The sequence below is a fragment of the Streptomyces sp. AB3(2024) genome (genome assembly GCF_041862025.1).
In the GTDB taxonomy this organism is placed as follows: domain Bacteria; phylum Actinomycetota; class Actinomycetes; order Streptomycetales; family Streptomycetaceae; genus Streptomyces.
Map to the genome: position 1 here is coordinate 67,418 of NZ_JBGWAB010000017.1, position 25,532 is coordinate 92,949.

The window sequence follows — 25,532 nt, forward strand, 5'->3', positions numbered from 1 at the left end:
GGGATGAGGGCCTTGCCCCTCGGCACCCTGGCGCCCGCCGCGCAGGTCGTTAGCGGAGCGCTAGCAGATCGTTAGCGGGATTCGTGATCATGAGTCCGCTGCGATCGTCGGCCCATATCGGTGGCCACCGCGGTGGCGCGGTCGCGAGGAACCGTCGTACGGCATACCCCACTGCGACTCTCCCGAATCCGCGCCGCAGAATGCGACATTCAGAGAGAGAACGATGCGAGCAAGAATCGCCAAAACCGCGGTGGTCGTGCTACTGGCCACCGGTCCCGCGGCCGTGATCACCGCCGCCACCGCCTCTGCCTCGGAGGACACCGGCACCACCATCTCGGCGGCGAGCGCCGCAGAACAGCAGGGGGAGGCTGCCTCCGGCGAGACCGAGCTGCCCCTCTCCGCTCTCGCTCCGGAACCGGGCAGGACGACGGCACCGCCCCCGGCACCGCAGCCGGGCAAGACCACCGCGGCGCCGCCGAAGCCGAAGCCGGGGAAGACGACCGCAGCACCCCCGAAGCCGAAGCCGGGAAAGACCACCGCAGCACCCCCGAAGCCGAAGCCGGGGAAAACCACCGCAGCGCCGCCGAAGCCGAAGCCGGGAAAGACCACCGCAGCACCCCCGAAGCCAAAGCCGGGAAAGACGACGCCAGCGCCCCCGAAGCCAAAGCCGGGAAAGAGCTACGAGGGACCGGCGGACTTCTTCCACAACAATGGTGTGGCCGGGGCATGCGGCCAGAACATCAGCGACAGCGACTTCGTTGTCGCGCTCGACCCGACCATGTTCGGAACGGGAAACCCGGCCCCTCACTGCGGCAAGAAGGTCATCGTCACGTACAAGGGAAAGTCCATCGTCGCGACGGTCCTTGACGCCAGCCCGACCGCGCAGAGGCGCGGCCTGGACCTGACTCCCGCCGCGTTCACGACACTCGCCCCCCTGGACCAGGGGACGATCAACGTCACCTGGAGATTCGCGGAGTAGCCGGCTCGCCCGCCACGCGAGCGTCGCAGCCGGCCTGCGCATGCAGGACAGTGAGACCTGCGCAGCGCGAAGCCGATGTCGGTGCCCTCGACGACGACCTCGTCGCCTTCCTTCGCAGGGCCCTCACGACCGCCGATGCCATGTCCTGCCCACGCGGATGCCGCCCAGCCCAGCCCGGCCCTGTCGAAGACGTCACGGCGGCGGGCGTCCTCGCCGGGGAGGGCGGCATGTCCGCCAGGGGCTCGGTCATCTCCGGGGCGCCCTCCAGGGCCCGGTCGCGGAGCACCTGCCGGACGGGGAGGTCGTTACGGGCCGGGCGCACCGTGTCCGCCCGCCTCCGGCCGGGGCCGGCTCGGCGGCCGGGTCCGGTTGCGGGGGGAGGCGAGGAACGCGGCGGAGACCGGGCCGCGGGCGAGCCAGGAGGGCGTGGTCTGCGATTCACGTGCCCGACCCCCGATCCGGCGCATGCAACCGCAGCCCGTGCGCCCCGCGTCGGAGATCTCGTGATCGTTCTATTGGTGATCGGCGGTGTTCTCATCCTTGCGGCGGCCATGACCGGCGCGGTGTCCGTCTGCGCGGGCCTCGCGGTTCGCAACCGCTCGCTGCGCTCGCTGCTGACGGTGGCCGCCTGCTTCCAGCTGTCGCTGACCGCCTTCGCGATCGCGGCCCTGGCCCTGGGATGGGGACACATGACAGGCTTCAGCCTCCCCGACCCCTATGCCCAGGGCAACGGGATGGTGCGCGACCGGAACGCCCCTCAGCGGTACCTGGTGACGAAGTCATGGTTCCCCGTTTCCGTCGTCTGCTCCGACGGCCCGGACGGCACGGACGGAGACGAGCAGGTTCCGGGCTGGGTCAACCCGACCGTCTTCGCGGCCTCCGGGGTGGGCATCGCGGCCCTGGCGGCGACCCCCTTCACGGCCCGGCAGCGACGCCGCCGTCCGGACCCGGGCAAGTCCACGGCTGCGTGACGGGCTGGGTCGGAGCTCGCCGCCCTCGGCGCCGTCCGCGCGGGCCGCACACTCGGATCTGCCGACCCGGTCACGACGCCAAGCATGGCCTGTAACACCCCCCACTAAAGCCCCACCGTTTCGCACACCTGTTCATATATGCTGCGATCGCACCACCAAGGTCCGTTCTCTGTATGCGACTTACTCCCCAGGGGGGCTTCAGTGAAGCGCTTGATCGCACGCATGACGTGCACGCTAGGACTGCTGCTCGGCAGCCTGGCCGCGACGACCGCCCCGGCCGGCGCGGCACCCGCCACCGACATGACCACCATCACGAACGTGGCCGGCGGATCGTGCCTGGAGATGCCCGGGTGGACCGGCCAGCCGGGCGCCCAGGCCGCGGTGTGGGGCTGCAACGGCGGCGACAACCAGAACTGGGTCTTCAACAACGTGGGCGGTGGATTCTTCCGGATCGTCAACCGTTCCTCCGGCCAGTGCCTGGAGCTGTCAGGGCTGCCGCCGACGACCTCCAACGGAACGGCGGTCACGCAGTGGCCGTGCAACAACGGCCGCAACCAGCTCTGGTGGTTCGACCACTGGCGCAACGTCAACGGCCAGGCCACGGCCGAGCTCAAGAGCGCCTATACCGGGTGCTTGGAGATCAACGGCTGGCAGGCGGGCACCTGGGGCACCGGAGCCCAGCTGTGGAGCTGCAACAACGGCGACAACCAGCGCTGGGCCTTCGCGCGCGACTTCATCTACAACCACTGACGGGCCCGTCGGCCTGAACCCGTGGTGCTCCGCCCGGTGGCTCTCCTGAGGTGCGGTCCTCGCCGAGAACCACCGGGCGGAGCTGCGTCCAGCCCTCGATCGGGCTGTCGAGGTCCAGCGCCTGACGGGCCGTCGGCTGCCTACGCCGTTGCCTGGTTCCCCGGCCCCCATGACGACGCCCCGGAACACTTCACCGACCCTTCGACGTACTCCGGGCCACCCGCCCGCCCCGCACTCCTCCAGGCCCTCGTACGCTGCCTCATCAGCAGCGGCCGGGGGCCGCTTGCCGCTGGTGAGCCGACTTCACCACCGACTCCGACCACCCGAGAGGACCCAACACCCTGATGTCCATATGGTCTTCGATCGTTGCCGTACTCGGTACCCTCGCCGGCGCCCTGGCCGCCGGACTCCTCCAGCACCGTTCGGCACGCACCGCACGCGCCGAGGAGCGCGCCGACAGCCACCGCCAGGACCGGCTCGGCGCCGTCACCGCCTTCGCGGCCGCCCTGGACGCGCACCGCTCGGCGATGTTCCATCGGGAGCGTCTGGCCCTGGCCGAGGCGGGTTCCGAGCACCAGCTGGAGGCCCAGACCAGGTCCCACGACACCCGGGCGGCGATCACCGCGCCCCACATCCGCCTTCAGGTCCTGTTCCCCGAACTGGCCGGCCCCGCCCAACAGGCCGCGGATGCCACCTACGCGCTGCGCAAGGCCATCGACCGGACCGAGCTGGACACCCAGCGACATGCGGCCAAGGAAGCATCAGCCGCCTTCATCGCCGCAGCCGCCACACTGCTGAGCCCCGGCAACCGCTGACCGAGGGCAACCACCGCCGCCGTCCTGCCCCGTCCTGTCGCGCCGGCCCCATGCGCCCCACAACTGCGCCGATGCACGCCGGAACCGGTGCGGGGCGAGGTCTACAGCCCGTGGAGGATGCCGTCCGGCGAGCCGCCGAGCGGCACGGTCAACCGCGGCCGCCAGCCTTCCTCCGTCAGCGCCACCAGTTGGACCGCCGCCGCACGGGTGCGCAGCGGCAGCAGGCCGCCGACCGCAGCGCGCACTCGGCCGGCGGTCGTCGGGTCGTCCGCACCCATGGCGACCGTGACATGGGCGGCGGGCCGCGCCCCGAAGCGGCCCCCGTACGGGCGCAACCCGGGCCACTGGGTGTGGAACGCGTCGACGACCGGTTGCAGTTCCGGAACGGTGACGGCGACGAAGCCGGACGCCGTCACGACCTCCTCCAAGAGCAGATCGGCTGCCGGAAAACCCGCCGCCAGGGAACGCACGCCCTTCTCGTCCCGACCTGTCAGCGCCGATTCCGGCACGAACGGGTAGAGGAGCGAGACGTGCGCCGGCACCCCACGCCGCACCAGAGCCGGGTCAACACGCCACGCCGCATCGAGAAGCGGGGCGGCATCGGGCAGAACGATGACGACGGCAGTGGTCCCCGGCTCTGGCACACCATCATCATCGCAGGTCAGGTGCGGGATCCGACACTGCCAGACTGAGTTCTTCGAGCCAGTGACGGCCCCGCCGACGTCCCGAGGCCCTGCTCGGGGACAAGGGCTACGCCGTAGACGCCGGACCCGGTGCGATCGCGCTGATCGTCCAGCCGCGTTCACGTCGCTGATGGATGTCGGTGTGCCATCGCCCGCGCCATTCGTCGCGGGTCGTGCCAGAGGCCTGGGGAATGCAGCTTCCGCTAATACTCCAGCAGGATTTCTCGGTCTGACCTGCGGGTTTCGCTGGGAGGCTGGAGCATGGCGGGCTGCGGAGTGGTCAGGGGCAGCCTTCTGCAGGCTGCCCCTCGATCGTGCGACAGCGCCGCCGGTAGTGACAACAACGGGGCAGCCTCCCCACGTGATCACCGCGCGTGTTGCCGAGCAGTGGAACCTGGAACGGGACGACCCCTTCGTGAACATAACCGACGCGGGACGGCACATCCTGGGATTCCAGACCGAAGGACAGGGGTCATCCCCGCGGGTGCGGGAAGCAGGTCCACCCGCCGAGGGCGTGGCCGTGGGCGCCGGGGTCATCCCCGCGGGTGCGGGAAGCAGGCCTTCTGAGCTGGCATTTTACTCGGGCCTCGGGCTGTTTCTGAGCAGTTTCACCGAATCGGGCAATCCGCCCATGTCCTACCCCAAGGGATAGAGCAGGAAGTCCCCACACGGGCGCGAAGCCGGCTTTGCCACACGGCCTACGCCTCGTCCGCCCAGATCACCTTGCGGCCGTCGCTCTGGACGTGCGCGCTGACCGACATCTCGCGGTATCCCCAGGATTCCTCGTCGGGGGCGGTCACCCATGCCTTCGCCTGGAACACCGTGGCCGCCAGCTTGGCCGCGCTGCACTCCCCCGGCGGGCTCACCAGCGATTCACCCGGTCCGATGGTGACTTCCAGCCCGGTTCCCCAGGGCCCCGGGCAAGCATGGGGCACGGCGGTCTGGACGTAGGCGAGTTTGGCCCTGACGGTGACGGGCTGCGGGCCGGTGTTGGTCAGGCGAAGGACGAAGCCCAGCGTGGCTCCGTCCGCTCGGGTGCACGGCGTCCACGCCAGGCCGTTGAGGTAGCGGATGCGCCCGCATTTGTGGTTCCCGCCCAGCTCGGTCGAGCCTGTGGGGCCGGCGGGACCGGCCGTCGTACGGGCTACCGGCTTCCCGGCCACGGTGTCGCGGGGCGACCCGGAGCCGGACGATGCCGACTTCCCGGACCCGGGCAGGTGGCGTCCGACGAGCACGGACACACAGATGATCGCCAGCACCCCGACGATCGCGAACGCGCGCCTCCCCTGCCGCCAGGAGCGGTGCGGCGCGGGGCTCGCTGCGGCATTGCCGCCTTCGTGCTCCGTCACAGGAGGGTCTGCCGCCGTGCCCTCCTTCGTCGCCCTGCTCTCGGCTTCGAGCCGCTCCAATCCGGACCACGCCTTCTCCCAGGCGGCCAGCAGCCGCTCCCGGCAAGGCCCGTCGAACTTCCGGTAGCTGACGAGTTGACCGAACACCTCCCGCGACGGCAGGTACTCACCGGCGAGGATCCGCTGCCACGTGCTCTTCGCGACGCCGGCCCTGCCGTACTGGGCCCTCAGCGCCGGTTCCAGTGTCCTGGCCTGGAGCTGCAGTTCGTCTCTGGCCTCCGCCAACAAGTGGAGCCAGTCCAAGGCCTCGGGCGGAGGGGGTACCGGGAGGGACTGGTTCCTCGCGCGCCTGCTGCCGGTCATCGGCCTCCTCTCGGCCGTCGTCCCACCTGTCCCGGGGCCATCCACATAACTGCTGGTCAGATGCCGTGTGGGACAAGGGCCGACGGGTTGGGACATGTGGGACGGCGTCAGCCTATCGGCCGCCGCACCGGCAGTGACATCGTTTGGTCCGTCGGCGGTCGCCGGCACTCCCCACCCTCCTGCCCGGGCTGCCCCGCCATGCCCGGGCACGGCCCTGCCCTTGAGGAAGCGAGCCCCATGAAGCAGAACAAGCGCACGACCCGAGTGGTCCTGTCGGTGGCCCTCGCCGGCGTGATCGGACTGTCCGTCGCCGGCACCACGAACGCGAGCGCCGAGGACACGGTCAAGTCCGGGGACCGGCTCACCGAAGCGGCCGCCAAGCCGCTCGCACCCCTGACGCTGCGCCAGGGCTCGCGCGGTGAGGCCGTCAGGACCCTTCAGGGCCGGCTCACCGAGCACGGTCACCCGGTCGCCGTCGACGGCGTCTTCGGCCCCACCACGACCGCCGCGGTCAAGGACTTCCAGAACGAGCACCGCCTGACGGCCGACGGCGCGGCCGGCCAGAAGACCCGGCAGGCCCTGAACGCCGCCCCGTCCGCGCGTACCGGCGGGTCCCCCAGCCGCGAACTCACCCACTCCCAGGCCGTCGCCCGGCTGAAGGCGGCCGACATCCCCTTCAGGTCCTCCGGGCACTGCATCGACAAGTACAAGCGAGGGTGCACGAGCTTCCAGGGGGTGCGCGAAGGGACGCTCAACCTCGTCCTCGACCTCAAGCAGCGCAGCAAGTGCGACTTCGTCATCACCGGCGCGGCCGAGAAGTACCCGCACAGTACGTCGGGCCCGCGTACCCACGAGCACGGCTACAAGATCGACATCCGGCCGAACGCCTGCCTCAACAGCTTCATCCGGAACCACATGGCCCCCGGCAAGCCACGCGGCAAGAACAACGATCCGCGGTGGACGGGCCGCAACGCCGAGTACGTCCTGGAGCTCCACGGCCGACGTGGCGAGCACTGGGACATCACCTACCTCGGCTGACCCTCGACCCGCGGTGCACGGTGCGCCGGGACGGCTACCGCAGCCTGTAGCGCCCGGCGCACCGGCCCGACCCCGGCGGGCGGGACGACAGCACGTGAACCAGCGGCCGCGAGGGTGGGTCTTGTTGATCCGGTCCCTCAGCGCGCGGCGTGTGCGGGAGCCGATGTCCTCCTCACCGTCGGCTGCCATGTCGAAGGCGACGGGAATGCCGATCTCCGTCTTGTACGGGTCGGCCACGTCCAGTACGAACGATAGTTCGTGTCCCGGGTGGACGAACCCGAGGCCGGCGGCGCAGCCCAGTGCGGCCACGACCGCGTGGGCGACTCCGTACATGCACTGGGCTGCGGCCGTCACCGCCCGGTTGGGGGCGTCGCCGGCGTTGAAGTCGCCTGGCACGTAATGCCGGCCGTGCCAGGGAACGCCGGTGCGCTCGGCCTGCCTGCGGTAGCAATCCCTGAGGCGACGGCCTTCGTGGCCGAGCAGCTCCTGTCGGTTCATTCCCGAGGGGTCCTCGTCAGGGAACCTCAGTCGGTACATGGCGCGAGCGACGTCCAGCCGGGTGCGGCGGTCGGCCCAGCGGGTGGCCCGGGCTTCCACGAGGCCGAGGAGCGGTTCAGCGCACGTCCGCCTGCGTAGTAGCGCACGCCCTGCTCGCCGACCCCGGCGACCGCCGCACCGCTGTCGGCGAGGACGCTCATGGCCTGGTGGGTGATGCGCGTGCCGGGACCCAGGAGCAGTGTGCCGATGGTGGCGGAGGGGATGTGGGTGGTGCCGTCGGCGTCCTCGGCCGTGATGGCATTGGCGTTGGCGTTGGCGTTGGCGTCACGGTGGACGACGCACCGCTCCGGGCAGATGGAGGAGATGCGTTCGGCGACGCGTGTCAGGTCACGCGGGGACGATGCCCGGCGTTGCGCCACTGTGGCCATCGTTCACCCGGCCTGGGCAAGTGTCATCAGGCCGCAGCCGTACGCCTTCGCCTTGCCGAGCCCCAGCGTGAGGGTGCGGCGCAAGGCGACGGGATCGGTGACTTCCAGACGGCCGTCGAAGGTGACCGTCACGAGCGGCACCCGGTTGGGCTTGCCCGTCCCCCTCTCCGTCTTGCCGAATTGGTGGCGTTGCTCGTCGCGGACGGTCAGCTGGAGTTCGTCGCCCTGCGCGAGTCGACGTCGCTCCGCGGGGGTTTCCAGGATTCGGAAGCCGGCGTTCTGCTGATGGGTGAGCAACCGCCCCATCTGGTGCCGAGGGGTGCGGTGCGCAGTCCGCTTGAGGGGTTCGTCGGGCGTACGGCGCACGTTGTGCACGGGGTTCGCGGTGAGGCGGAAGGCCCAGGTGCTGTCGGCGGTGAGCCCGTCGAGGAAGGCCTTGTACTCGTAGGTCTGCCAGGAAGCGGTGGTGGGCCACCCGGCCTGCTCCACGAAGTGGGTGAGATCGGGGCGCTCCTCGCTGACGATGAACAGCAGCACCTCGGCCCGGGAGTTGCGGTCCAGGCGCCACAGGATGGGGCGGCGAGGTTCCGCGGGCCCGCAGCCCCGCCTGCGCGAGGCCGGGCCGCGACTCGACCGGCGTGACCGATCATCGAGCGACGAGTACGGCTGCGGCCGAGACAGCCCCGTACCGGCCCCGGGAGCATGCTCCCTGCCGGGTGGCGACGGCCTTGATGGGGCAGGCGGCGTCCGGGCTGTGTCGGCAAGGCTTTGGCGTCCCGGAAAGGCTGCTGCCGGCTGTGCGCGTCGGGCCCCGCGGCCCAAGGGCGGTGGCGTGGTGCCGCGGGGTGCCTGCAGGTTCCGGCTCGGCTCCGGTCGGTGGCGGCGGCGGGGCCCGGTGCGGGTTACGCCTCCGCTTCGGCCACGGGCTGGTCCGGTTCGGTGGCCAGGACCAGTTGGGTGATGTCGAAGCCGTCCGGAGTGCGGACCTCGATGCGGTACAGGCCCGGGGACGGTGCCGATGCCGTTGCCACCGCTGCGCCGTCCTCCCAGGTCAGGGTGAGTTGTGCCACGGGACGGCTGGGGTCGGCGAGGTCGGTGAGGTGGCAGGTCAGGCCCGGGAGGGAGTCGACGTCGCTGAGGTGGATCTTCCACGGCCGGCCCGCCTCGACGAGGTCGGGTGCACTCAGGCCGCAGCCCGCCTCGCCCTGGGGCGGTCCGGGGTGGATGTCGTCGCGCAGGATCTCGGTGATCGCGTCGAGGGCGGTCGGCGCCTTGGCGACATCGCCGTGCTGGAGGGGCAGGTGGGTGACGGCGTCGGTGAGGATGGCCGACTCCTTGTACACGGTGCCGTCGCCGTGGACCCGGAAGTACCGGATGTGGTCGTTCCGGTCTCGGATGAAGGTGCCGTCGGAGTTCTGGCGGGCTCCGTCGTAGTGGGCCTCCAGTTCGCCGCCGTTGATGGTCAGGTTCTGCCAGGTTGGCTGGTTGACGCCGACGACGGAACGGTGGCCGGGCAGGACGATGTTCTTCTGGCGGTGGTGGAAGCGGGCCGCGTCGCGCGCCAGCTCCGCGTTCCCGCCGATGGCCGTGACGTCGCCCGGGGTGAGGTGGCGTACGTCGTCCCCCGCGCGCAGGCTGCGGTACTGCGGCAGCAGGTCGTGGAGGCCGGGCATGGTGGCGCAGAGGGCGCGGAGTTTGCGGTGCGGCAGCGGTACGGGGGCGCCGCGGCCGGTGGCGAGGATGACCGCCGCCTTGACCGAGCCCTGGAAGGGCGTGCCGAGGGTGATGACGCCCCGGGTGTCGGTGTGGAGGTCGCCGTCGTGGGCGGGGTCGAGGGCCGCGCGGGTGACGAGGCCGCCCATCGAGTGGGCGACGAAGACGAGCCGGCCCTCGCGCTGGTCGGTGCGGTGGCGGCGGGCCAGGGTGTGGGCGGGGTGCAGCCGCCAGTCGGTCAGGTGGCGGCGTGCGGCTTCGGCCAGGAGGCGTCCGTTGGTGGCGACGGGCAGGCGCCAGTCGTAGGCGAACTCCAGGATCGCGGCGGGGTCGGCGACGCTGGAGCGCACGGTGTCGACCAGGTCGGCGTACGGCTCGCTGCCCGCGAGGTACGGGGTCCACGCGGAGTGCTTCAGGAGGCCGGTCGCCTCGATGCGGCCGGTCTTGCCCGCCAGCTCGTCCTCGGTCATGGCCAGGGACTTCAGGCCCGAGGGCGTGGTCCAGGCCTTCAACAGCCAGGAGATGCCGCCGATGCCCCAGAGGTCCTTGCCGGTGGTCGTGTCGCGCAGGGTGCTGCCCATGATCCCGGGTACGACGACGACCGCGTCCTGGGTGATGTGGTCGGGTAACTCCCCGGCTTCCTGCGGGTGCTGTGCGGTGGTGATGGTGGTGGTGCGGTGCGGGTGCTCGTTCATGGCAGTGAAGAATAGGACCGTGGACGGGGAGCGGGGCGAGATCGGCTTAACCGGTCCGGCGGAGGCGAGGCGGACGGCGAGGCCGCCGACGCCGCCGCCGACGCCGACAGGGGTGCGGGCCGTCGCCGGGAAGGTGCCGGCGCCGGCGGTCCGCGCCGCCGCGGAGGCGGAGCCGCGTACGGGCACCCTGTTCGTCCTGCCGATGGAGGACGGGACGGAGGCACTGCGCCAGGCCTTCGGGGCGCAGCTGGAGGCGGTGGCCCTCTGGTGGGAGCGGCCGCCTCCGGACGGGCCCGGTTTCGTGAAGGTGGCGCCCTCGCAGTCGGTGACGAGCCGTCACGACGTGGAGTGCTTCCTGACGACGTCGGGGATCCGGGAGGCGGAGCCGGACGTTCCGGTGGTGCTGTACGTGACGGGCCACGGGGTCGCCTCGTCCGCGGCCAAGCACTTCGCGGTCCTGCGGGACACCGACCCCGGCCGGCTGCTGGCGACGGGGCTCCGGACGACGGAGATCGTGATCGCCGCGCTCGACTCGCACGCGCGGGACGTCCTGGTGGTCGTGAACATGTGCGAGTCCGCCGACCTGGCGGGCGAGCTGCTGGACCTCTCCCGGGACCTGGACGCCGCGCGCACCACGTACGGCACGCTGAACGTCCTGGTCACGGCGGCGTCCAAGACGCGGGTGATGGGCCGGGAGTTCGCGCTCGTACTGCGTGCGGCCCACGAGTGGCTGCGTACGGCCGGAGGGATCACGCGCCCGTACCTGACGATGTCGGAGTTCAGCCGGGCCCTGTACCAGGCGGGGCAGGCGATCGGCGCGGAGCTCGGCCGCAGCCTGTCCGTCGACTGCCGCGTGGTGATGGGCAAGCTCCACGTCCCGACCCCGGCCCTGCCGAACCCGGGGTACCGGCCCGAGCGGGCCGCGGTGGAGGAGAGCCGGCAGGAGGTGGCGGCGACCCCGGAGGACCTGGGCTACTGGGTGGAGAAGGCCAGCGGGCGCACCGGAGCCGACGACCCGGGCTGGTACTTCTCGGGCCGCAAGCGGCTGAACGCCGCGGTGGTCTCCTTCCTGACGGGTCCGCCGGGGATCCTGGTGGTCACCGGCATCACCGCGAGCGGGAAGTCGGCGATCCTGGGCCGCGCGGTGACCTTGAGCGACGCGAAGTTCCGCGGGTCCGCCCTGTTCGCGGCCGCCGTCGGCCACTGTCCGCCGGAAACCGTTCCGGGCGAGGGCGCGGTGACCATCGCGGTCACCGCGCGGGGCCGGGAGGCGCTGGGGCTGTTGCGCGCCATCGCGAAGAAGCTGGGGGTCGGCCCGGACCCCTCGGGCAGGGACCAGCTGAGCCGCTGGCAGTTGGGGATGCGGGGGTTCCTGGCTTCGCCCGGCCCCGTGGTCACGATCGTCGTCGACTCCCTGGACGAGGCGACCGATCCGGCGGCGGCGCTGCACCAGGTCCTGGTGCCGCTGGCCGGCCATCTGTCCGTGCGCGGCGCTGCGCCCGCGCCCGCGGCTGTGTCTGCGCCTGCGCCTGCGCCTGTGCCCGCGCCCGCGGTGCCGGTCGGGGGCCGGGACTGTTCCGGCGACCGGCCGCTGCCCGTGGTGCGCGGGGTCCGGCTGGTCGTGGCCGTCCGCAGCAGCGACCCGGGCGGCGGCGGCCTCGCCACCGACGGCGAAACGGGCGGCGGCAGCGAGGGTGGCGGCGACGGCGCCACGGCGAGCGGCCCGGACCTCCTGGACCGGCTGCGGGACGCGTTCCGCGGGGCGGCCGTGCTGCGTACCGACGACGCGGACATGGGCAAGGACGTCGAGGGGTATGTACGGGCCCTCTTGGACGGGGAGGCGGCTTGGGCGGGGCACGACCTGACGGAGGTGTCGCGGACGGTGGCCGGGGCGGCGGGGCGGTCCTTCCTCGACGCCCGCGTGGCGGCGGGGCAGCTGCGCACGGCGGGGCCGCGTCTGCTGGCCGACCCGGGCTGGCTCGCCCGGCTGGGCGAGGGCACGGCCGGGCTGTTGGAGGCCGATCTGGCGCGGTCGGCGGAGGACGGCTTGGCGGCCGACGAGGCGCTGGCCCTGCTGCGGGCGTCGGCGTTCGCGCTGGGGCGCGGGATCGCCTGGGGGGAGGTGTGGCCGGCTGTGGCGTCCGCGGTGCTCGGGAGGGCGGTCGAGGACGCCGACGGCAAGATCGGGATTCTGCTGGAGGGACGTCTGGCGGGGTATCTCACCCGTGACGTGGAAGAGGATCAGCGGGTGTACCGGCCGGCGCACGAGCAGCTGGCCGCCGTGCTGCGCGCCCGGCCCGTGGGCGGGGCGGCGCCTGGTGGGGGGATGGGAATGACGGATGGTCAGGACGAGCCTGCGGATAAGACCGATGAGACCGACAAGGCCGATGGGGCCGGGTCTGGTGGGGCTGGTGGGGGCGATGAGGTTACGGGGACGAGTGCCGGGGACACGCGCCGCGCGGAGGGGGACGCGTACGGGGGCGGCGCGTACGGGGCCGCGTACGCCGACGACGCCGACGTGCACGCCCGGATCACGCGGGCGCTCGCCGAGCTGGCCGCGCCGCAGAGCGGCGCCACTGCGGGCACCGCGGGCGCCGCAGCCGCTGACGGCGCCGCTGCCGGCGCGGAAGGCGCCGTCGGCCCCCCGGACACCGCCCCGCATCCCTACGTACGCCGGTACCTCGCGCGCCACGCCCGCCTGGGCGGGGTCCTGGACGACGCGCACGTGCCGCCCGAGGTCCTTCCGTGGCTGACCGGCAGCCCCGTCCGCGGTCTGCTGGGCCCCGGCCGGGGGCGGGAGGGCCGGCTCTGGCTGGAGGCGTGGGCCGCGGTGGAGCCCTACCTGCACCGCGCCGACCACCCCTCACGCCTGGCCAGCCTGCACCTGGCGCACACGGCGCTGCGCTTCCCCGGGACGGCGCGCCCACGGACGTCCGAGGACGCGGGCTCGGGCGCGGGCACCGCAGCCCGGGTGCCCGGGCCGCTGACCGTGCTGTGGTCCCGGTGGACGCCGCCCGTCAACGTCCTGGCCACCCTCGGGACCACGGTGCGGTCCATGACCGCGGTGACGGCCCCCGACGGGCGCGCGGCCCTCGCGGTGGGCGACGACGACGGCGGCATCGAGCTGATCGACGCGGCCGAGGGGACGGCCCTCCGCGAACGGATCCGCGGTCACGAGGGCGCCGTACACCACCTGCTCCTCGCACCGCGCCCGGCCCAGTCCCCGCTGCTCGTGTCCGGGAGTACGGACGGGACCGTACGCCTGTGGGACCCGGCCGGTGGCGGGCTCGTCGACCAGGTCCACCGGCCCGGCGGGATCTGGATCGCCGACGTGTGCGCGTACCGCGACGGCGGGCACGAGCTCGCGGTGCTCAGCGTCAACGGGAACGGGGAGGTGGTCTGGTGGAACGAGCGGATGGGGCCGCAGGACCTGCTGACCCTGCCGGGGGACACGCCGCGTACGAGTGCCACCGCGCTGGCGCCGCTGGAGGATCCGCCCGGCCGGCCGCTGCTGGCCATCGCCGACGGGGCGTCCCTGACGTTCCGGGACACCGAGGCCGGGGTGGAGGTGGCGGCGTTCGGCCTCCCGGGGGCGGTACGGGTGCTGGCTCCCACCACGCGGCCCGGGACGGTGGCGGCAGGCCACGCGGACGGGAGCGTCAGCGTCTGGGGCACCGGCGGAATGCGCTCGACCCTCACCGGCGCCGACGGGCCGGTGAGCTGCCTGGCCGGCCTCGTCCTGGGCGAGCGCCACCTGCTCGCGGCCGGAACGGGCCGGGGCATCGCCGTATGGGACGTCTCCGCGTGGGAAACCGCCGGTCTGGCGGCTCCGGGGCTGCTCGGCGGGCACGCCTCCGCGGTGACGGCGCTCAGCCCCGTCGCCTCCCCGGAATCCGGAATTCTGGCCTCCGCCTCCAGTGACGGCACGCTGCGGATGTGGAACCGGGAGGTCCTGGAGCGCGCGCTGGCCGGTGCGGGTACGCCCGACGAGCCCGCGCCGACGAGCGGGGCGCTGCTCCTGGCGGAGCCGGGGGACCCGCGCGGCCGTTCCTGGTTCGCGCTCGGCGGCGACGGCGTCCCGTACGTGGACGTCCGGGACATCGGTACGGGGGACGCGGTCGCCCGGATCGACACCGGCCGGCCGCCGTCCGCCCTGGTCTGGGCCCACCGCCGGGAGGGCGGACGCGTCCTGGTGTCGGCCTCCGGGTCGGCTTCCGGGTCGTCCGGAGGCGAGGGCTACGGCATCCGGTTGTGGGACGCGGGCACCCGCCGCTTCCTGCCCGACGTCCTCGAAGGGCACTTCCTGCCCGTCCGCGCCCTCGCCGCCTGCACCACCGCGGACGGCCGCCACCTGCTCCTGAGCGGCGGCGACGACGAAACGGTCCGGCTGTGGGACCTGGACGATCCGGGCCCGCTGCGCACGTGGACCGGTCACGGCCTGCGGATCCGGGCGGTGGCGGCCGCTGCGTGCGGGCGGGGCGGGGACTGGTTCGCCTCCGCGAGCTCCGACGGCACCGTACGGCTGTGGGACGCGGAACTCGGCCCGCTGGGCGGGCCCCTGCGCTGTGACCAGGGCGTCCTGCACGCCGTCGCCCTCAACCCCGGCCCGCTCGGCGGCCTTCCGCCGCATCTGGCGAGCGCCGGGGACACCGGCACGGTGCGGCTGTGGGACCTGGCGGGGCGCCGCCCCCTGGGCGAACCGCTGACCGGCCACACGTCGGCGGCCGTACACGCCCTGGCCCTGTGGAACACGGAGGGCCACGGCAGCTTCGCCGCCGCCGGTGCGGCCGACGGAACCATCCGCGTCTGGGACGCCGCCACCGGGCAGTGCCGTCTGCTGCTCGCCACCGGCAGCCCCGTCCGCGGTATCGCCGCCCACCCGGCGGCGCCGGGCGGCGGGCGCGTCGTGCTCTCCTTCACCGGGGACGGTGGAGCCGCCGCCGTGGAGATCGACCTCGCCCGGTGCCGGACGGACGGAAGCTGATCACGCCGTGCGCAGACCGGTGCGCAGGCCCGTGTGCGCCCCCGTGTTCCTTCGTGCGCCCCCGTTGCCCCGCGCAACCCGGTCGCTTCGATCGCACCCGAGCATGAAAATGATCGTTCGGCATGTGTCACCGATCAGTACGCCACACCGAAGGCGCCCCACACCTCACGCGGTGACCGAAGACTGCTGACTGCTGACCGCTGACCACCCCGTCACAAGACCGGCTCCCCCGGCGGGCGGACCGCCCTGCCGGCCCGCCCGCCGCACGAGCCCACGAGCATCACCGGCCCGTGCCCCCGCGTCCCGCGGAGGCGGCCGGAGCAAGGAGAACGGCCCCATGAGCCGGGACACCGACACCGACACCGCACAGCCGGACGTCAGCCTCATCCCCGCACCGGAACGCGGCATCTGGCGGCTGGGGAAGTCCAAGAATCCGGTCACGTACGAAAAGATCAGCCAGGAGGACTCCGACCGGACGGGCGGCAACCGCTGGAGCCTGGTCAGCTACGGCACCCTCTACTGCGCCTCCGAACACGACGGCTGCTTCGCCGAGGCCTTAGCCCCCTTCCGCGTGAGCCCCGCCATGCGGGAGGTCATCGCGGACGACTGGCAGGAGCCGTACTACATGGGCCCCGGCAAGATGCCTCGCGACTGGACCACCCGCCACACCCTGGTCCGTCTGCAGCCGCCCAAGGAGGCCCGTTTCCTCGACGTGGACGACGAACGGACCCTCAAGACGCTCTCCCACGAGCTGGAGGACAAGCTGGCGGAGCAGGGCGTCGACCTCCTCACCACGGAACACGTCCAGGGCTTCAACCGCCGGATCACCCGGCTGATCTCTGCCTGGGCCATCACCCAGCGCACCGGTCCCTCGGAGCAGGAGCGCCTCGTCCACGGCATCGCCTACCGCTCACGCTTCGGCATGCGCCAGTGCTGGGCCGTCTTCAGCGACGTGGCGCTGAAGCAGGAGGAGTCCAGTCTGGTCTTCCCCGAGGCGGAGGCACTGCGGCGGGTGGCCGACGAGTACGGCCTGACCATGCTGTGACCGGCCCCGCCCGGGCCGCAACAACTCACCCCCCTGCTCCCCCACCCGCTCCCCCACCCGCTCCCCCACCCGAAAACCCACCTGGAAACCGCCCGGAAAACCACCACATCCCCGTCGTCCAAAAGGAGGAAAACAACTCACTCCCCACACCCGCTCAGCCTCCGCCCCCTCCCCCAATCGACAACATCAATGCAGGTCAAAAGCTAAGTCCAGCCTCAAACGCAGCAGTTGACGCTCCGTCGAGAACCCGCTGGATTCTTCCTAAGAGGTGGAGTTGACAGGTGATAATGGGTAACCTGACAAGTACATCGACCGACTTGGAGCGTGTGGGGGATCTCATGAGCATCACCGGCAACATCGTCCGTGCGTGCTTACCTTCGGGGTTCGCTCTGCACATCGCGGCACCACCAAGCACCACAGGCGCCGCCGCACTGCCAGCACTCTCCGGTCATCCATGCGCCGGATCCTCGCGGACCGGAATACATCGATGCTGAACCCCGCCGCCCGCCGCTAGCCGGCCCGGCCCACCCCACCCGTCACTGGTCACGCTTCCCGGCGGGTCGGAAGCACGTCACGAAGCGTTCACAGCTCGCCGCGACCGAGCGTCCCTTCCGTCTGCCATCGCAGCAGCACGCGACAGCCAGGTCCTGCGCGCACCCGACACCCGTCGCCTGAACACGCGACCCGCCACCGCGCGGGCGCACAGTCAGGGCAACGAGGGAGACCTGACCATGCCTTCACACGCCACCGCCACGCCCACCCCCGCCGTCGCCGCCGCCAAGAGCGCGGTGAGTGCCGAACGGGCCCACATCACCACCGTGCGCATGCACATCAGCGAGATCGCCCGGTTCCTCCAGGACAACCTGGGGCAGCGCCTGACCGCGCGCATCGCCAACATCAGCGACCCCAAGCAGGTCGGCAAGTGGGCATCGGGCGACACCACCCCCCGGCACGAATCCGAGGAACGCCTGCGCGCCGCCCTCCAGGTCTTCCAACTCATCCAGGACGCCGAGAGCCTCTACACGGCGCGCGCCTGGATGATCGGCATGAACCCGCAGCTGGAGGACGAAGCACCGGCCCAGTGCATCGCCGACGGCCGCATGCGCGACGTCATGGTGGCGGCCCGCGCCTACGTGGACGGCGGCTGACCCCCCCGCCCCACCCGACCCGGCAGCCCCCACGAGCCCAAGCCGCGATGCCGGGCCAGGTGCTACGAAGGCCTCCCTTCGGACCCGCAGCACCACCGGCAGGGCGTGACATGCCCGGTGCACTGGGTGGTCCGGCGGTCCGTACCACCCGGACCGAACGACGCTCCGGGACGCCCCCTTCCCTTTGACAACGCACCCGGCAGCCGGGCGGACAACGGCGGCACTGCCCGCCGGAGTCCCTGGCAGACTCCCTGGCATGTCCACTGAATAGGCGTACCCGGTACTGCGCACGCGGGATCGGGCAGAGGCTCTTGGGGTGGGCCGGGAACTGCCGGCCCTGGCCGACACGAGCGACGCCACGGTGAGGCGAGTGCGCGGGCGACGCAACGGGACGAATGGCAGCGGCTGTTGACCGCGCTGCCAGGGGCCTTCACGACACGGGGCAACTACCAGCCCCCGCGGGGGTGCCAACCGTGGATGCCGGGAGAGCCGGCACGTCCGGACACCGCACTCGACCTGGGTGGCGACTGGCAGTGCCTGCCGGTCGAACTGGAGCTGGAGGACGCCCCGGCGGGCAGCGTCGAGGACGTGCTGATCGCCACCGTGGGCTCCAATCCGGCCGCACTGCAATGGTGGCCCCTGAGGTGGCCGGCGATCCCGGAACTGGACCGCCCCCGCTACGAAGGCGGCGACGCGGGAGTGGAGGTCACCCTCAACTGCCGGAGGCTCTTCATGGAGGACCCGTCGGACGACCACACCGTCTACATTCACGTGCAGAGCCAGGACCTCCAGCGAGCGAACCGGCTGGCCAACCGCATCGGGCGCCACATCATCGGCGAACCCCAATACGTCTGATGCCCCCGGCCGACAAAGAACCAATTCCCCATCCAGCTCCCTGAACGCACCCAGGCACGGCCTGTACCGAGGCTGTGCCTGCAGCTGCTCGGCTCGAAGCCATCCGGCCGGAAGCCTGCCGCCAAAGGCCGGCGGGACGCAGCCGTAGCGAAGTTCACAGCGAACCCGCCTGTGGCGATCGTGCTCGCCGTCGTACCCCCTGATGCCGAACTGGCCAGCAAGACTGACAGAGATAGGCCCGGCCCGAGCCATCTCGAAGTCATTCCCGCGGGTGCGGGGAGCCCTGTTCGGCCTCGCGGCTCCGGGCGCCCTCGCCGGGGTCATCCCCGCGGGTGCGGGGAGCAGGCTTTCTGACCTGGCAATTTACTTGGGCCTCGGACTGTTTCTCGGCACTTTCACCGAAACCGGCAATCCTCTTGTTCATCACAATTCAACTAGCAGCACCTCGGAAGTCATACGCTGCCGTCCACCTGCCACAAATCAGGCCCAGTAAGCATGATCGGATCCAGGATGACTGTCAGTGGCCAGTTGCAATTCCCCACAGGCGGCCAGTTCCTGGGGAACTATCTGGCCGCCAGTCATCACGCTGAGTCACACCGCCAGGGGCGGGCGGGCAGGCGTTGCCAGTCCGACTCCCAGCGCGCTGCCGACAAGAAGGCCCATGCCGTGGTTGTTGGCGAGGAGGCAAAGGACAAGACCCGCGGCGGGGATGAGGAGAGTCACCCGCCGCAGGGCGACGACGCTGCCGCGCGCCGCGTGCCAAGTAGCGAGTGCGCCCACGAGGCCGCAGATCGCCACGGAGTCCCCGCCTCCTTGGAGGCTCCAGCCGGCCATGCTCACCGCCTGCGCCGTCACGCCGCTGGCCGTAAAGACCAGCAACGTCCGCCAGGCGCCGAACTGCCGCTCGGTCAGCGGAGCGACAACCGCGAGCGCGGCCAGGTTGAACAGGAGTTGGAACCAGCCTGAGGACTGCACCATCAAGGCGGTCATGGCTCGCCACCACGCACCATGAGGGTGTCGCTCGAGCGCATCGATCATGGCGGGGGCAGCCGTCTGGGCCACGCCGAGCACCATCATGGCGGCCACCAGCCCCGTGGCGGCTCTCGGGACAGGCTGCCGCCACGTCCGCAACAAGGCCAGGGGAGGAGGCATCGACTTGTGGTCCTTCGTGGCGAGCGTCGCCAGGAGTTGGATGCCCGACACGATGACGACCACGGCGCACCCATACAGCAACACACTGTGCATGTTCATGATCGAACCTTGCCAGATGGTGCAGCTGCGCCGACAGGCACTGTAATGCGAGTGGCAAACGCACTGCCCCTGCCCGTGTCAACGACACGGAGAGTGACACGCCAACTGGCCATACGTGGGGAATTCGTGCTGGCCGCCGTCAAGGATGACTGCGCGGGGATGTCGGTGAGGAACGCCCTGAGCGGGCCACGGTAGGCCGTGACGGTTCCGGTGGAAGATCATGTGATGGGCTGGCATATCGCGGGGACCGCGCTGCAGGATGGCGCTCCGGGCGGCGTTGCCGATTGCCGGCCCAGCGGCGGCGATCCAGGGGGCGGACCAGCACAGCAACACGGGCGCTGGACGATCACGAACGCCACCGCCTTGCCCCAAGATGCCCGCACGCCCAGCCGAAATCGGTCTACCGGCTCCTCAATACCGTCGGCAGCATCGCCGATCCCTGTGATCAGCGGCTACCCAGAGACGTCCAGAATCGGGGGATCATGGATGTGAGGGTGCTCGCCGACGGCAGGTTCGATGTTGTCGGCGTGGGTGGTCAGTTCCACCCCGTTCTCCGGCCGGATGTGCGCGATACGGACGGTGCGGCCGTCCGTGTGGAGTTGTCGCGTCACCGCCGTCAGCTCGCCCTCCGCGCGGGACGCGATGTCACGGACGTGCTTGTGGAGGAGCGGGTGCTGTTCGTATCCGTCGGCCGCGCTCATTCCTCGGCCTTGCCGACGCGGGCGTGCAGAGCGTCGAGCATTCCCCACCCGCGTTCCGCTCGCGCCATCAGGGCTGGGGAGGGCTGCCCGCACACCTCGGAGGCGCCGGCGGGCACGGCGGAGGCCTCGCAGGGAACGGGTTCGGCGGGCTGGTCCTCGATCAGCCGGTTCGCGGGGACGCGACGGGACAGGGGTTCGGGCACGGCGTAATCCTCGGTCAGGGGAGGGAGCAGCCGGTCCCGGAAGGGGGCGACTGGGACCGGCTGCCTGTGGGGCCCCTACAGAGTGATCGAGCCGACGCGGAGAGTGAAGAGCGAGGGCGTAGCACTACGGCGATCCGTCCCGGGAGACGGTGCTACGCCCCGTGGCAGTTACGCGAGGGTGGCGCCGATGATCTTTGCGATCTTGCGGGAGCGGGAGGTGGTGGCGTAGCCGGCCCGCTGGGCGATGACGCCGGGGAGGGTCTGGTGCCGCACCCATTCGGGGTGCTCCGTGCACACCGTGAGCAGGGTGTCCAGGCAGGTGTCGTACTGCCGGGTGTCGCACTGGGCGAGGGCGATGTCGAGCTGGAGACGGTTCTGCGCGGCCTGATGCAGCGATGACCGGTCGTGCAGATCCTCGGCGAGCTGAAGCGCCTTTCCGGCCTTCCCGGTCGAGACGGCGATGCCGATGGCCTGGGCGGTGACGGAGGCGGGGCCGAACGCGGTCCCGTTGACCATGACGTCCCGCCCCAGCCGCGCGGCGACGGCCGAGCCTTGGGAGAGGAGGTCATCTGCGGTGGTGGTGTCCCCCCTGCGTGCCGCGACGACGGCCGCGAAGGTCACGTGCCATCCGTAGGTGGCGAGCGCGACGGGGTCACGGTCGCTGTAGCTCGGTTCGATGCGGGTGTGGGAGATCCTCGCGGTGTGCTCGGCATCGTCGAGACGGGCGTCACGCAGGTAGATCCACGAGCGCCCGGAGGCAACCGATGCTTCCCGCAAGGTGTCTCCGGCCCGCCGGGCTTGGTCGGCTGCGTGGCCGATGGCGGCGTACGCGAGGTCCCGCGCTCCGAGCTGGTTGGCGACGTAGGAAGAGAGGCGGTAGGCGTCGGCGAGGAACCCGCGTGCGGTCATGCGGCGGCCTTCGGGGGCACCCGCGAGGGCCGTTGCCGCGTCCTTGACGCAGGATGCGGCGAACTGGCCGGCCACCCCGATGCGCCCTGCCCGGTAGGCGTCCCAGCCCGCCGCGAGATCGCCGGAGAAGTCCACTGGCTCCCGGTCGGTGCCGACGCCCGCGGCGGTGTCGTGGACCGTGCGCGACAGTTCCCGCAACGTGAGGCGGTCGTCCGCGAGCAGTGCCCTGCGGGGGGCCTGCTGCCCCACGATCACGGAGATGTCGGCGCCCAGGGCGTGCGCGAGCCGGAGGAGGGTGGGGAGGGAGAGTTGTCCGCGGTCCTGCTCCGCTTTGCGGATCGTGGCGATAGACAACCCGGCGTTGTGGGCGAGTTGCTCCTGGGTGACGGCTCCGCGCAGGAGCTTGATCCGCTGGCCGGTGGTGTGCTCGATCCACTTCATGGCGTCCCCTTCGTCTCACGGGGACGGTACTGGAAGGGGAAGTCCACTGTCCGGCCGCTGGATTCCGCGCCAGCGGCGCCGGATACCCGTGGGACGACCGAAAACGGCGACTAACTACCGTTCCCTGCCATGTTCCTCGCCTGCGGCCAGGCCATGTGCTGCGCGGCGATCCTGGAGATCATCCCCGCGGGTGCGGGGAGCAGGCGCAGATGTGGACGGGCGACCTGGAGGGTTCGGGGTCATCCCTGCGGGTGCGGGGAACAGGTCGCCGGGATCCCGGGTGTTGCTTGCTCCGCGGTGTCTGGGCCGAGCCGGGGATCCGGCGCCGGCGTCGGGATCAGGGGCATGCGGGGTGTCGCCCGGTCCTCCGGTGCCCCTCAGGGGAGGACCGTGAGGCCGATCTGCATGTGGATGTGGTTCTGGTGGGCGTTGACCAGCGCGGCGGGGCCGGTGTAGTCCGGGTAGATCACGAAGCCGGAGCCGCCGATCTCGGGCATGGGCCACTTGTTGGCCGGGCCGATGGCGGTGGCCTCGCACTCGAACGTGGCGAAGCGGAAGGCGGTCGAGAACAGCCCGTACGCGAGGGGGTCCGTCGCGGGGTCGATGCGGAACTTTCCGGGGGTGCGGGGAAGGTCGCCCCAGTCCCGTTGCACCAGCCGGGTGAAGGCGACCCCGTCCAGCTCCCCCACGATGCCCGAGAGGTCGAGCGCGCGGCCCTGGTTGTGGCAGTCCTTCGGGTTGGGCCCGCCGTGCCCGATGCCCAGGTGGAGGAGTTCGGTGACGTCCGGCGACGAGGAGTTGATCCAGCGGGTGAGGCGGTACAGCGCGATCAGCATGCACTGGTCGAGGTTGTCGATGATCGTGGACGTCGGGGCGATCTGGTTCGTGTAGCGGATGCCGCCGAACGACGGCGGGCTCACCACGACGCGCTGGGTGGGCGTCGGCGACACGATGCCGGTCGGGCCGTCCACGAACACCGGGCTCTTCAGGGTGAGTTTCCCCCGTCGGATCAGGTCGGCCATCAGCCGGTTCGCCTGGGTGAGGGTGAGCAGGCGGGCCGGGGCCACCGCCCCGGAGGGGGTGGGAGCGAGCCGGAAGGCGGCGTCGAGGGGGCCGCTCGCGTCCACCTGGTCGGCGTCCAGGTCGAAGCGCCGGTACTGCCCGCCACGGAAGAAGTACGCGTACTGCCCGCCCGGGTACGCCACGGCGTCGAGGTCCGCGGGGAAGACCCCGGTCCAGCGGTCCGCGATCTTGACGGGAAAGCCGGCGTCGACCCGGTCTGCGGTGATGTCGTACCGCACGTACGCGTCGCCCTTGAAGAGGTACAGCTTGCCGTTCCCCCAGTTCACGGCCGCGTCGATGCCGGTACGCCAGTCGGGGCCGCCGTCCGCGCCGGCGGGGAGGCCGGGCCATTGTGGGCCGATCGCGAGGGGGTAGCCGGGGTCGACCCGGTCGGAGGGGTCGTCGTACCGCCGGTAGTCGCCGCCGGTGAAGGCGAACGCCTTGCCCGCCCCCCACCAGACGAAGGCCTCGGGCGAGCCGGGGAGCCCCTCCCACCGGTCGATGCCGAGTCCGGAGTCCTCCCGGAGACCGGTGACGCAGTCGTAGCGGTCGTACGTGTCGTCGTCGTAGAAGAGGTACGTCTTGTCGTTCGACCAGGAGATCGCAGTCCGCAGGTTCGCCATGGTCTCGGCTCCTTCCACGCGGGGGCGGGCCGCCGGCAGGGCGGCGGCCCGTCCACCTTCCTTCCTGGATTCCCGTGTTTCCCCTGCCTTCCCTCACACGGTCAGACGAGTCCGGTCCACCGGCAGCCGACGGTCGGCGCACAGTGCCAGCCGCGGCCGTAGTCGTACAGCAGGGCTCGCGCGTCCCCGGGGAGGGGGCCGTACTCGCCGAGCGGCTGCATGTGGACCTTGGTGGTGGGGTCCTCAGGGTCGGTGAAGACGACGCGGTACGGCAGGTAGTGGACCCTGCGGTTCACGGCCGGTGCCTGGATCGGCAGGTCGAGTCGCATGATGCCTCCTCAGGTGTCCGATGGCGTCGTCGGCCGGTCATGGGCGCCGGCTCAGAACGGCCACAGGTCGTCCAGACCCTGACCGATCTTGCTGAGCAGTCCGCTGGCCTCGGCGCCGGAGGTGCCGGCGTGCCCCTCGGGGCGACGGCCGCGGCGGACGGGCGGAGACTGCTGGGGGAGCTGCAGCCGCAGCTGTCCGGCAGGGGACCAGCGCGTGGCGCCGGTGTCCTCTTGGGTGGTTTCGTCGAACATCACGTTGTCCTTTCCTCGTGTTCCCTCTGTTTCCTCTGTTTCCTCGGGGAGGGGCCGGTGCCCTCAGGGGGTTGATCCCCGACAGGGGTCAGACCCTGAGACCGTGCCGGCCCGCGTAGCACATCTGCCGGGCCATGCCGGTGAGGTTGGCGCAGCCCGACGCGGCGGCCGCGACGCCCTGCCGACGGGCGTCCGCCTCTGCCGCGGCGTCGTCGCGGCGGACGGCCCGGACTTGGGGAGGCAGTCCTCCCGGTCTGTTGTGTCTGGTGTCCATGGCTGTTCTCCTCCCTGTTCCTCGTGGATCAGCTGTTGAGGAACGTGTGGACCGGAGCGAGGCTGACCGGCAGCTCGTCGCTCACGTCGATGGTGAAGAGGTACGAGAGCCGGGCTCTGCGGTCGTCCTCCGGGTCGAAGAGGGTCACGACGACGTCCTGGCAATCCGAGCCGACGCGGCAGTACGGGCTCTTGGTGACGGTGATCGTGTCGAGCGAGTACAGGCCGCCCTTCGATCCGGGTATCTGGCCCGCGGAGAGGATTCCCCGGACTATCTGGCCCCCGATCAGGAACGCGTTGGTCCCCGCGTAGTTCAGCGCCCGGTCGGCCGAGGTCTGGCCGAGGTTGCGGAACTGGTAGTAGATCTTGTCGAGGAAGGAGCGGATCGTCAGACGGATCTCGTTCTCGTGGGTGGCGGAGACGTGCTTGATCTTCGCGTCCCTCATGACGCTGTCGAAGACGGAGTCGACGAGCGCTGTCTCGTTCCAGGTGTAGAGGCCCCGGCTCTTCACCTCGACCACGGGCACGAGCTGGCCGTTGAAGAGGCGCTTCGTGCGGTTGGTGAGGATCCCGGGCACCGACACGCGCGAGACGTAGCCGGCCCGCTCCTCATCCTTCTCCGGGTCGAGCGCCTGGCCCACGATGGCGTCCCGGAACACCCGGTACACGGTGGACACGGGCGGACTCGCGAGTCGGTTGATCAGGTCCGAGAGCGTCGAGGCCTCGTTCCTCTCCAGGTGTGCGGCGGCCTGCCGGGCCCGCTGGGCCTCCTCCGGGGAGACGATGGGTTCGCTCCAGTCCATGCCCACCGGCGCCTCGGCCTCCAGGGCGTACACGGGTGCGCCGTCGAGGGTCAGCGTCCAGGTGACCTTGTCGGAGGCCCAGGGGGCGGAGGCCAGGTAGGACCGTAGCTGCCTGGGGCTGTACGGGTCCGGTTGCTGCTCGACCTCCTCGCCGTCGATGGTCACGGTGACGTACGGCATCTGCTGGCGGAAGCTGTCGCGGCGGGCCTCGGTCTCGTAGTCGAAGCCGATGGTGCCGATGGCGTAGACGAGGGGGTGGGCGCCACCGGGTCCGCCGCCCCCGCAGGCACAGTCGGTGTCGCCGCCGCAGGCGGGGCGCACGCCCGCGCTCGGGGGCGGGACCGGGGCGGCGACCGGGGGCGGGGCCTGGG

22 protein-coding genes and 2 pseudogenes are annotated in these 25,532 nt (G+C 71.5%); 10 read left to right on the forward strand and 14 right to left on the reverse strand.

The window, feature by feature from the left end:
• The first annotated feature begins 256 nt into the window (after nucleotides 1-256).
• The 4 genes from ACEPPI_RS10340 to ACEPPI_RS10355 all read left to right on the forward strand — a co-directional run bounded on the left by ACEPPI_RS10340 (nucleotide 257) and on the right by ACEPPI_RS10355 (nucleotide 3,515).
• A complete protein-coding gene (locus ACEPPI_RS10340) occupies nucleotides 257-979 on the forward strand; it encodes an RlpA-like double-psi beta-barrel domain-containing protein (RefSeq protein WP_373914929.1) in 723 nt (240 codons plus the stop codon).
• 518 nt (nucleotides 980-1,497) lie between these two features.
• The gene (locus ACEPPI_RS10345; protein WP_373914931.1) at nucleotides 1,498-1,950 is read left to right on the forward strand and encodes a hypothetical protein; all 453 of its coding nucleotides are present in this window, start codon (nucleotides 1,498-1,500) and stop codon (nucleotides 1,948-1,950) included.
• Between the two features lie 222 nt (nucleotides 1,951-2,172).
• Nucleotides 2,173-2,700, forward strand: a complete 528-nt coding sequence (locus ACEPPI_RS10350) for an RICIN domain-containing protein (RefSeq protein WP_373914932.1) — start codon at nucleotides 2,173-2,175, stop codon at nucleotides 2,698-2,700.
• 344 nt (nucleotides 2,701-3,044) lie between these two features.
• On the forward strand, nucleotides 3,045-3,515 hold the full coding sequence (locus tag ACEPPI_RS10355) for a hypothetical protein (protein ID WP_373914934.1): 471 nt from the start codon (nucleotides 3,045-3,047) through the stop codon (nucleotides 3,513-3,515).
• A gap of 101 nt (nucleotides 3,516-3,616) precedes the next feature.
• Here ACEPPI_RS10355 and ACEPPI_RS10360 read toward each other — a convergent pair whose 3' ends face one another.
• On the reverse strand, nucleotides 3,617-4,159 hold the full coding sequence (locus ACEPPI_RS10360; protein ID WP_373914935.1) for a 2'-5' RNA ligase family protein: 543 nt from the start codon (nucleotides 4,157-4,159) through the stop codon (nucleotides 3,617-3,619).
• A gap of 400 nt (nucleotides 4,160-4,559) precedes the next feature.
• On the opposite strand from ACEPPI_RS10360, the gene ACEPPI_RS10365 reads away from it, so the two are divergent.
• Nucleotides 4,560-4,850 (forward strand): hypothetical protein, encoded by a 291-nt coding sequence (locus ACEPPI_RS10365; protein ID WP_373914936.1) that lies wholly within the window; start codon nucleotides 4,560-4,562, stop codon nucleotides 4,848-4,850.
• A 46-nt stretch (nucleotides 4,851-4,896) separates the two neighbouring features.
• Here ACEPPI_RS10365 and ACEPPI_RS10370 read toward each other — a convergent pair whose 3' ends face one another.
• Entirely contained in the window at nucleotides 4,897-5,910 is a 1,014-nt protein-coding gene (locus ACEPPI_RS10370; protein ID WP_373914956.1) for a hypothetical protein, read from the reverse strand.
• A 237-nt stretch (nucleotides 5,911-6,147) separates the two neighbouring features.
• On the opposite strand from ACEPPI_RS10370, the gene ACEPPI_RS10375 reads away from it, so the two are divergent.
• Entirely contained in the window at nucleotides 6,148-6,948 is an 801-nt protein-coding gene (locus tag ACEPPI_RS10375; RefSeq protein ID WP_373914937.1) for a peptidoglycan-binding protein, read from the forward strand.
• A 117-nt stretch (nucleotides 6,949-7,065) separates the two neighbouring features.
• On the opposite strand, the pseudogene cas1e reads toward ACEPPI_RS10375, so the two are convergent.
• The 3 genes and pseudogenes from cas1e to ACEPPI_RS10390 all read right to left on the reverse strand — a co-directional run.
• Nucleotides 7,066-7,874, reverse strand: a pseudogene (gene cas1e, locus ACEPPI_RS10380) (type I-E CRISPR-associated endonuclease Cas1e); the annotation flags it as partial.
• Between the two features lie 3 nt (nucleotides 7,875-7,877).
• A complete protein-coding gene (gene cas6e / locus ACEPPI_RS10385) occupies nucleotides 7,878-8,555 on the reverse strand; it encodes a type I-E CRISPR-associated protein Cas6/Cse3/CasE (RefSeq protein ID WP_373914955.1) in 678 nt (225 codons plus the stop codon).
• 221 nt (nucleotides 8,556-8,776) lie between these two features.
• Nucleotides 8,777-10,282, reverse strand: a complete 1,506-nt coding sequence (locus ACEPPI_RS10390) for an esterase/lipase family protein (RefSeq protein WP_373914938.1) — start codon at nucleotides 10,280-10,282, stop codon at nucleotides 8,777-8,779.
• Between ACEPPI_RS10390 and ACEPPI_RS10395 the strand changes: the two genes are divergently transcribed.
• From ACEPPI_RS10395 to ACEPPI_RS10410, 4 genes are all read left to right on the forward strand, one after another.
• Complete coding sequence (locus ACEPPI_RS10395) at nucleotides 10,281-15,266, forward strand: hypothetical protein (protein WP_373914939.1); 4,986 nt, start codon at nucleotides 10,281-10,283, stop codon at nucleotides 15,264-15,266. The two genes, ACEPPI_RS10390 and ACEPPI_RS10395, sit on opposite strands and share 2 nt — an antisense overlap.
• A 337-nt stretch (nucleotides 15,267-15,603) precedes the next feature.
• Complete coding sequence (locus ACEPPI_RS10400) at nucleotides 15,604-16,311, forward strand: RES domain-containing protein (RefSeq protein WP_373914940.1); 708 nt, start codon at nucleotides 15,604-15,606, stop codon at nucleotides 16,309-16,311.
• Nucleotides 16,312-17,042: 731 nt separating this feature from the next.
• Complete coding sequence (locus ACEPPI_RS10405; protein WP_373914941.1) at nucleotides 17,043-17,459, forward strand: XRE family transcriptional regulator; 417 nt, start codon at nucleotides 17,043-17,045, stop codon at nucleotides 17,457-17,459.
• A 477-nt stretch (nucleotides 17,460-17,936) separates the two neighbouring features.
• Nucleotides 17,937-18,314, forward strand: a complete 378-nt coding sequence (locus ACEPPI_RS10410; RefSeq protein WP_373914942.1) for a hypothetical protein — start codon at nucleotides 17,937-17,939, stop codon at nucleotides 18,312-18,314.
• A 591-nt stretch (nucleotides 18,315-18,905) separates the two neighbouring features.
• On the opposite strand, the gene ACEPPI_RS10415 is transcribed toward ACEPPI_RS10410, so the two are convergent.
• From ACEPPI_RS10415 to ACEPPI_RS10455, 9 genes and pseudogenes are all read right to left on the reverse strand, one after another.
• A complete protein-coding gene (locus tag ACEPPI_RS10415; RefSeq protein WP_373914943.1) occupies nucleotides 18,906-19,565 on the reverse strand; it encodes a rhomboid family intramembrane serine protease in 660 nt (219 codons plus the stop codon).
• Nucleotides 19,566-20,017: 452 nt separating this feature from the next.
• On the reverse strand, nucleotides 20,018-20,266 hold the full coding sequence (locus tag ACEPPI_RS10420) for a hypothetical protein (protein ID WP_373914944.1): 249 nt from the start codon (nucleotides 20,264-20,266) through the stop codon (nucleotides 20,018-20,020).
• Entirely contained in the window at nucleotides 20,263-20,469 is a 207-nt protein-coding gene (locus tag ACEPPI_RS10425; protein WP_373914945.1) for a hypothetical protein, read from the reverse strand. The genes ACEPPI_RS10420 and ACEPPI_RS10425 overlap by 4 nt, the downstream gene beginning before the upstream one ends.
• A gap of 168 nt (nucleotides 20,470-20,637) precedes the next feature.
• Nucleotides 20,638-21,819 (reverse strand): helix-turn-helix domain-containing protein, encoded by a 1,182-nt coding sequence (locus ACEPPI_RS10430; protein ID WP_373914946.1) that lies wholly within the window; start codon nucleotides 21,817-21,819, stop codon nucleotides 20,638-20,640.
• 377 nt (nucleotides 21,820-22,196) lie between these two features.
• Entirely contained in the window at nucleotides 22,197-23,504 is a 1,308-nt protein-coding gene (locus ACEPPI_RS10435) for a hemopexin repeat-containing protein (RefSeq protein ID WP_373914947.1), read from the reverse strand.
• Nucleotides 23,505-23,605: 101 nt separating this feature from the next.
• Complete coding sequence (locus tag ACEPPI_RS10440; protein WP_373914948.1) at nucleotides 23,606-23,833, reverse strand: hypothetical protein; 228 nt, start codon at nucleotides 23,831-23,833, stop codon at nucleotides 23,606-23,608.
• A gap of 51 nt (nucleotides 23,834-23,884) precedes the next feature.
• Complete coding sequence (locus ACEPPI_RS10445; protein ID WP_373914949.1) at nucleotides 23,885-24,085, reverse strand: hypothetical protein; 201 nt, start codon at nucleotides 24,083-24,085, stop codon at nucleotides 23,885-23,887.
• A gap of 88 nt (nucleotides 24,086-24,173) precedes the next feature.
• Nucleotides 24,174-24,359 (reverse strand): hypothetical protein, encoded by a 186-nt coding sequence (locus tag ACEPPI_RS10450; protein ID WP_373914950.1) that lies wholly within the window; start codon nucleotides 24,357-24,359, stop codon nucleotides 24,174-24,176.
• 28 nt (nucleotides 24,360-24,387) lie between these two features.
• Nucleotides 24,388-25,532: pseudogene (locus ACEPPI_RS10455) on the reverse strand (hypothetical protein); the annotation flags it as partial.

What these genes read in the sequence shown, in the direction of transcription:
- ACEPPI_RS10350 (WP_373914932.1), top strand. Translation starts at nt 2,173, where the DNA reads ATGACGTGCACGCTAGGACTGCTGCTCGGCAGCCTGGCCGCGACGACC.
- ACEPPI_RS10355 (WP_373914934.1), top strand. Translation starts at nt 3,045, where the DNA reads ATGTCCATATGGTCTTCGATCGTTGCCGTACTCGGTACCCTCGCCGGC.
- ACEPPI_RS10370 (WP_373914956.1), bottom strand. Translation starts at nt 5,910, where the DNA reads ATGACCGGCAGCAGGCGCGCGAGGAACCAGTCCCTCCCGGTACCCCCT.
- ACEPPI_RS10375 (WP_373914937.1), top strand. Translation starts at nt 6,148, where the DNA reads ATGAAGCAGAACAAGCGCACGACCCGAGTGGTCCTGTCGGTGGCCCTC.
- ACEPPI_RS10395 (WP_373914939.1), top strand. Translation starts at nt 10,281, where the DNA reads ATGGCAGTGAAGAATAGGACCGTGGACGGGGAGCGGGGCGAGATCGGC.
- ACEPPI_RS10390 (WP_373914938.1), bottom strand. Translation starts at nt 10,282, where the DNA reads ATGAACGAGCACCCGCACCGCACCACCACCATCACCACCGCACAGCAC.
- ACEPPI_RS10400 (WP_373914940.1), top strand. Translation starts at nt 15,604, where the DNA reads ATGAGCCGGGACACCGACACCGACACCGCACAGCCGGACGTCAGCCTC.
- ACEPPI_RS10405 (WP_373914941.1), top strand. Translation starts at nt 17,043, where the DNA reads ATGCCTTCACACGCCACCGCCACGCCCACCCCCGCCGTCGCCGCCGCC.
- ACEPPI_RS10410 (WP_373914942.1), top strand. Translation starts at nt 17,937, where the DNA reads ATGCCGGGAGAGCCGGCACGTCCGGACACCGCACTCGACCTGGGTGGC.
- ACEPPI_RS10415 (WP_373914943.1), bottom strand. Translation starts at nt 19,565, where the DNA reads ATGAACATGCACAGTGTGTTGCTGTATGGGTGCGCCGTGGTCGTCATC.
- ACEPPI_RS10420 (WP_373914944.1), bottom strand. Translation starts at nt 20,266, where the DNA reads ATGAGCGCGGCCGACGGATACGAACAGCACCCGCTCCTCCACAAGCAC.
- ACEPPI_RS10430 (WP_373914946.1), bottom strand. Translation starts at nt 21,819, where the DNA reads ATGAAGTGGATCGAGCACACCACCGGCCAGCGGATCAAGCTCCTGCGC.
- ACEPPI_RS10435 (WP_373914947.1), bottom strand. Translation starts at nt 23,504, where the DNA reads ATGGCGAACCTGCGGACTGCGATCTCCTGGTCGAACGACAAGACGTAC.
- ACEPPI_RS10440 (WP_373914948.1), bottom strand. Translation starts at nt 23,833, where the DNA reads ATGCGACTCGACCTGCCGATCCAGGCACCGGCCGTGAACCGCAGGGTC.
- ACEPPI_RS10445 (WP_373914949.1), bottom strand. Translation starts at nt 24,085, where the DNA reads ATGTTCGACGAAACCACCCAAGAGGACACCGGCGCCACGCGCTGGTCC.
- ACEPPI_RS10450 (WP_373914950.1), bottom strand. Translation starts at nt 24,359, where the DNA reads ATGGACACCAGACACAACAGACCGGGAGGACTGCCTCCCCAAGTCCGG.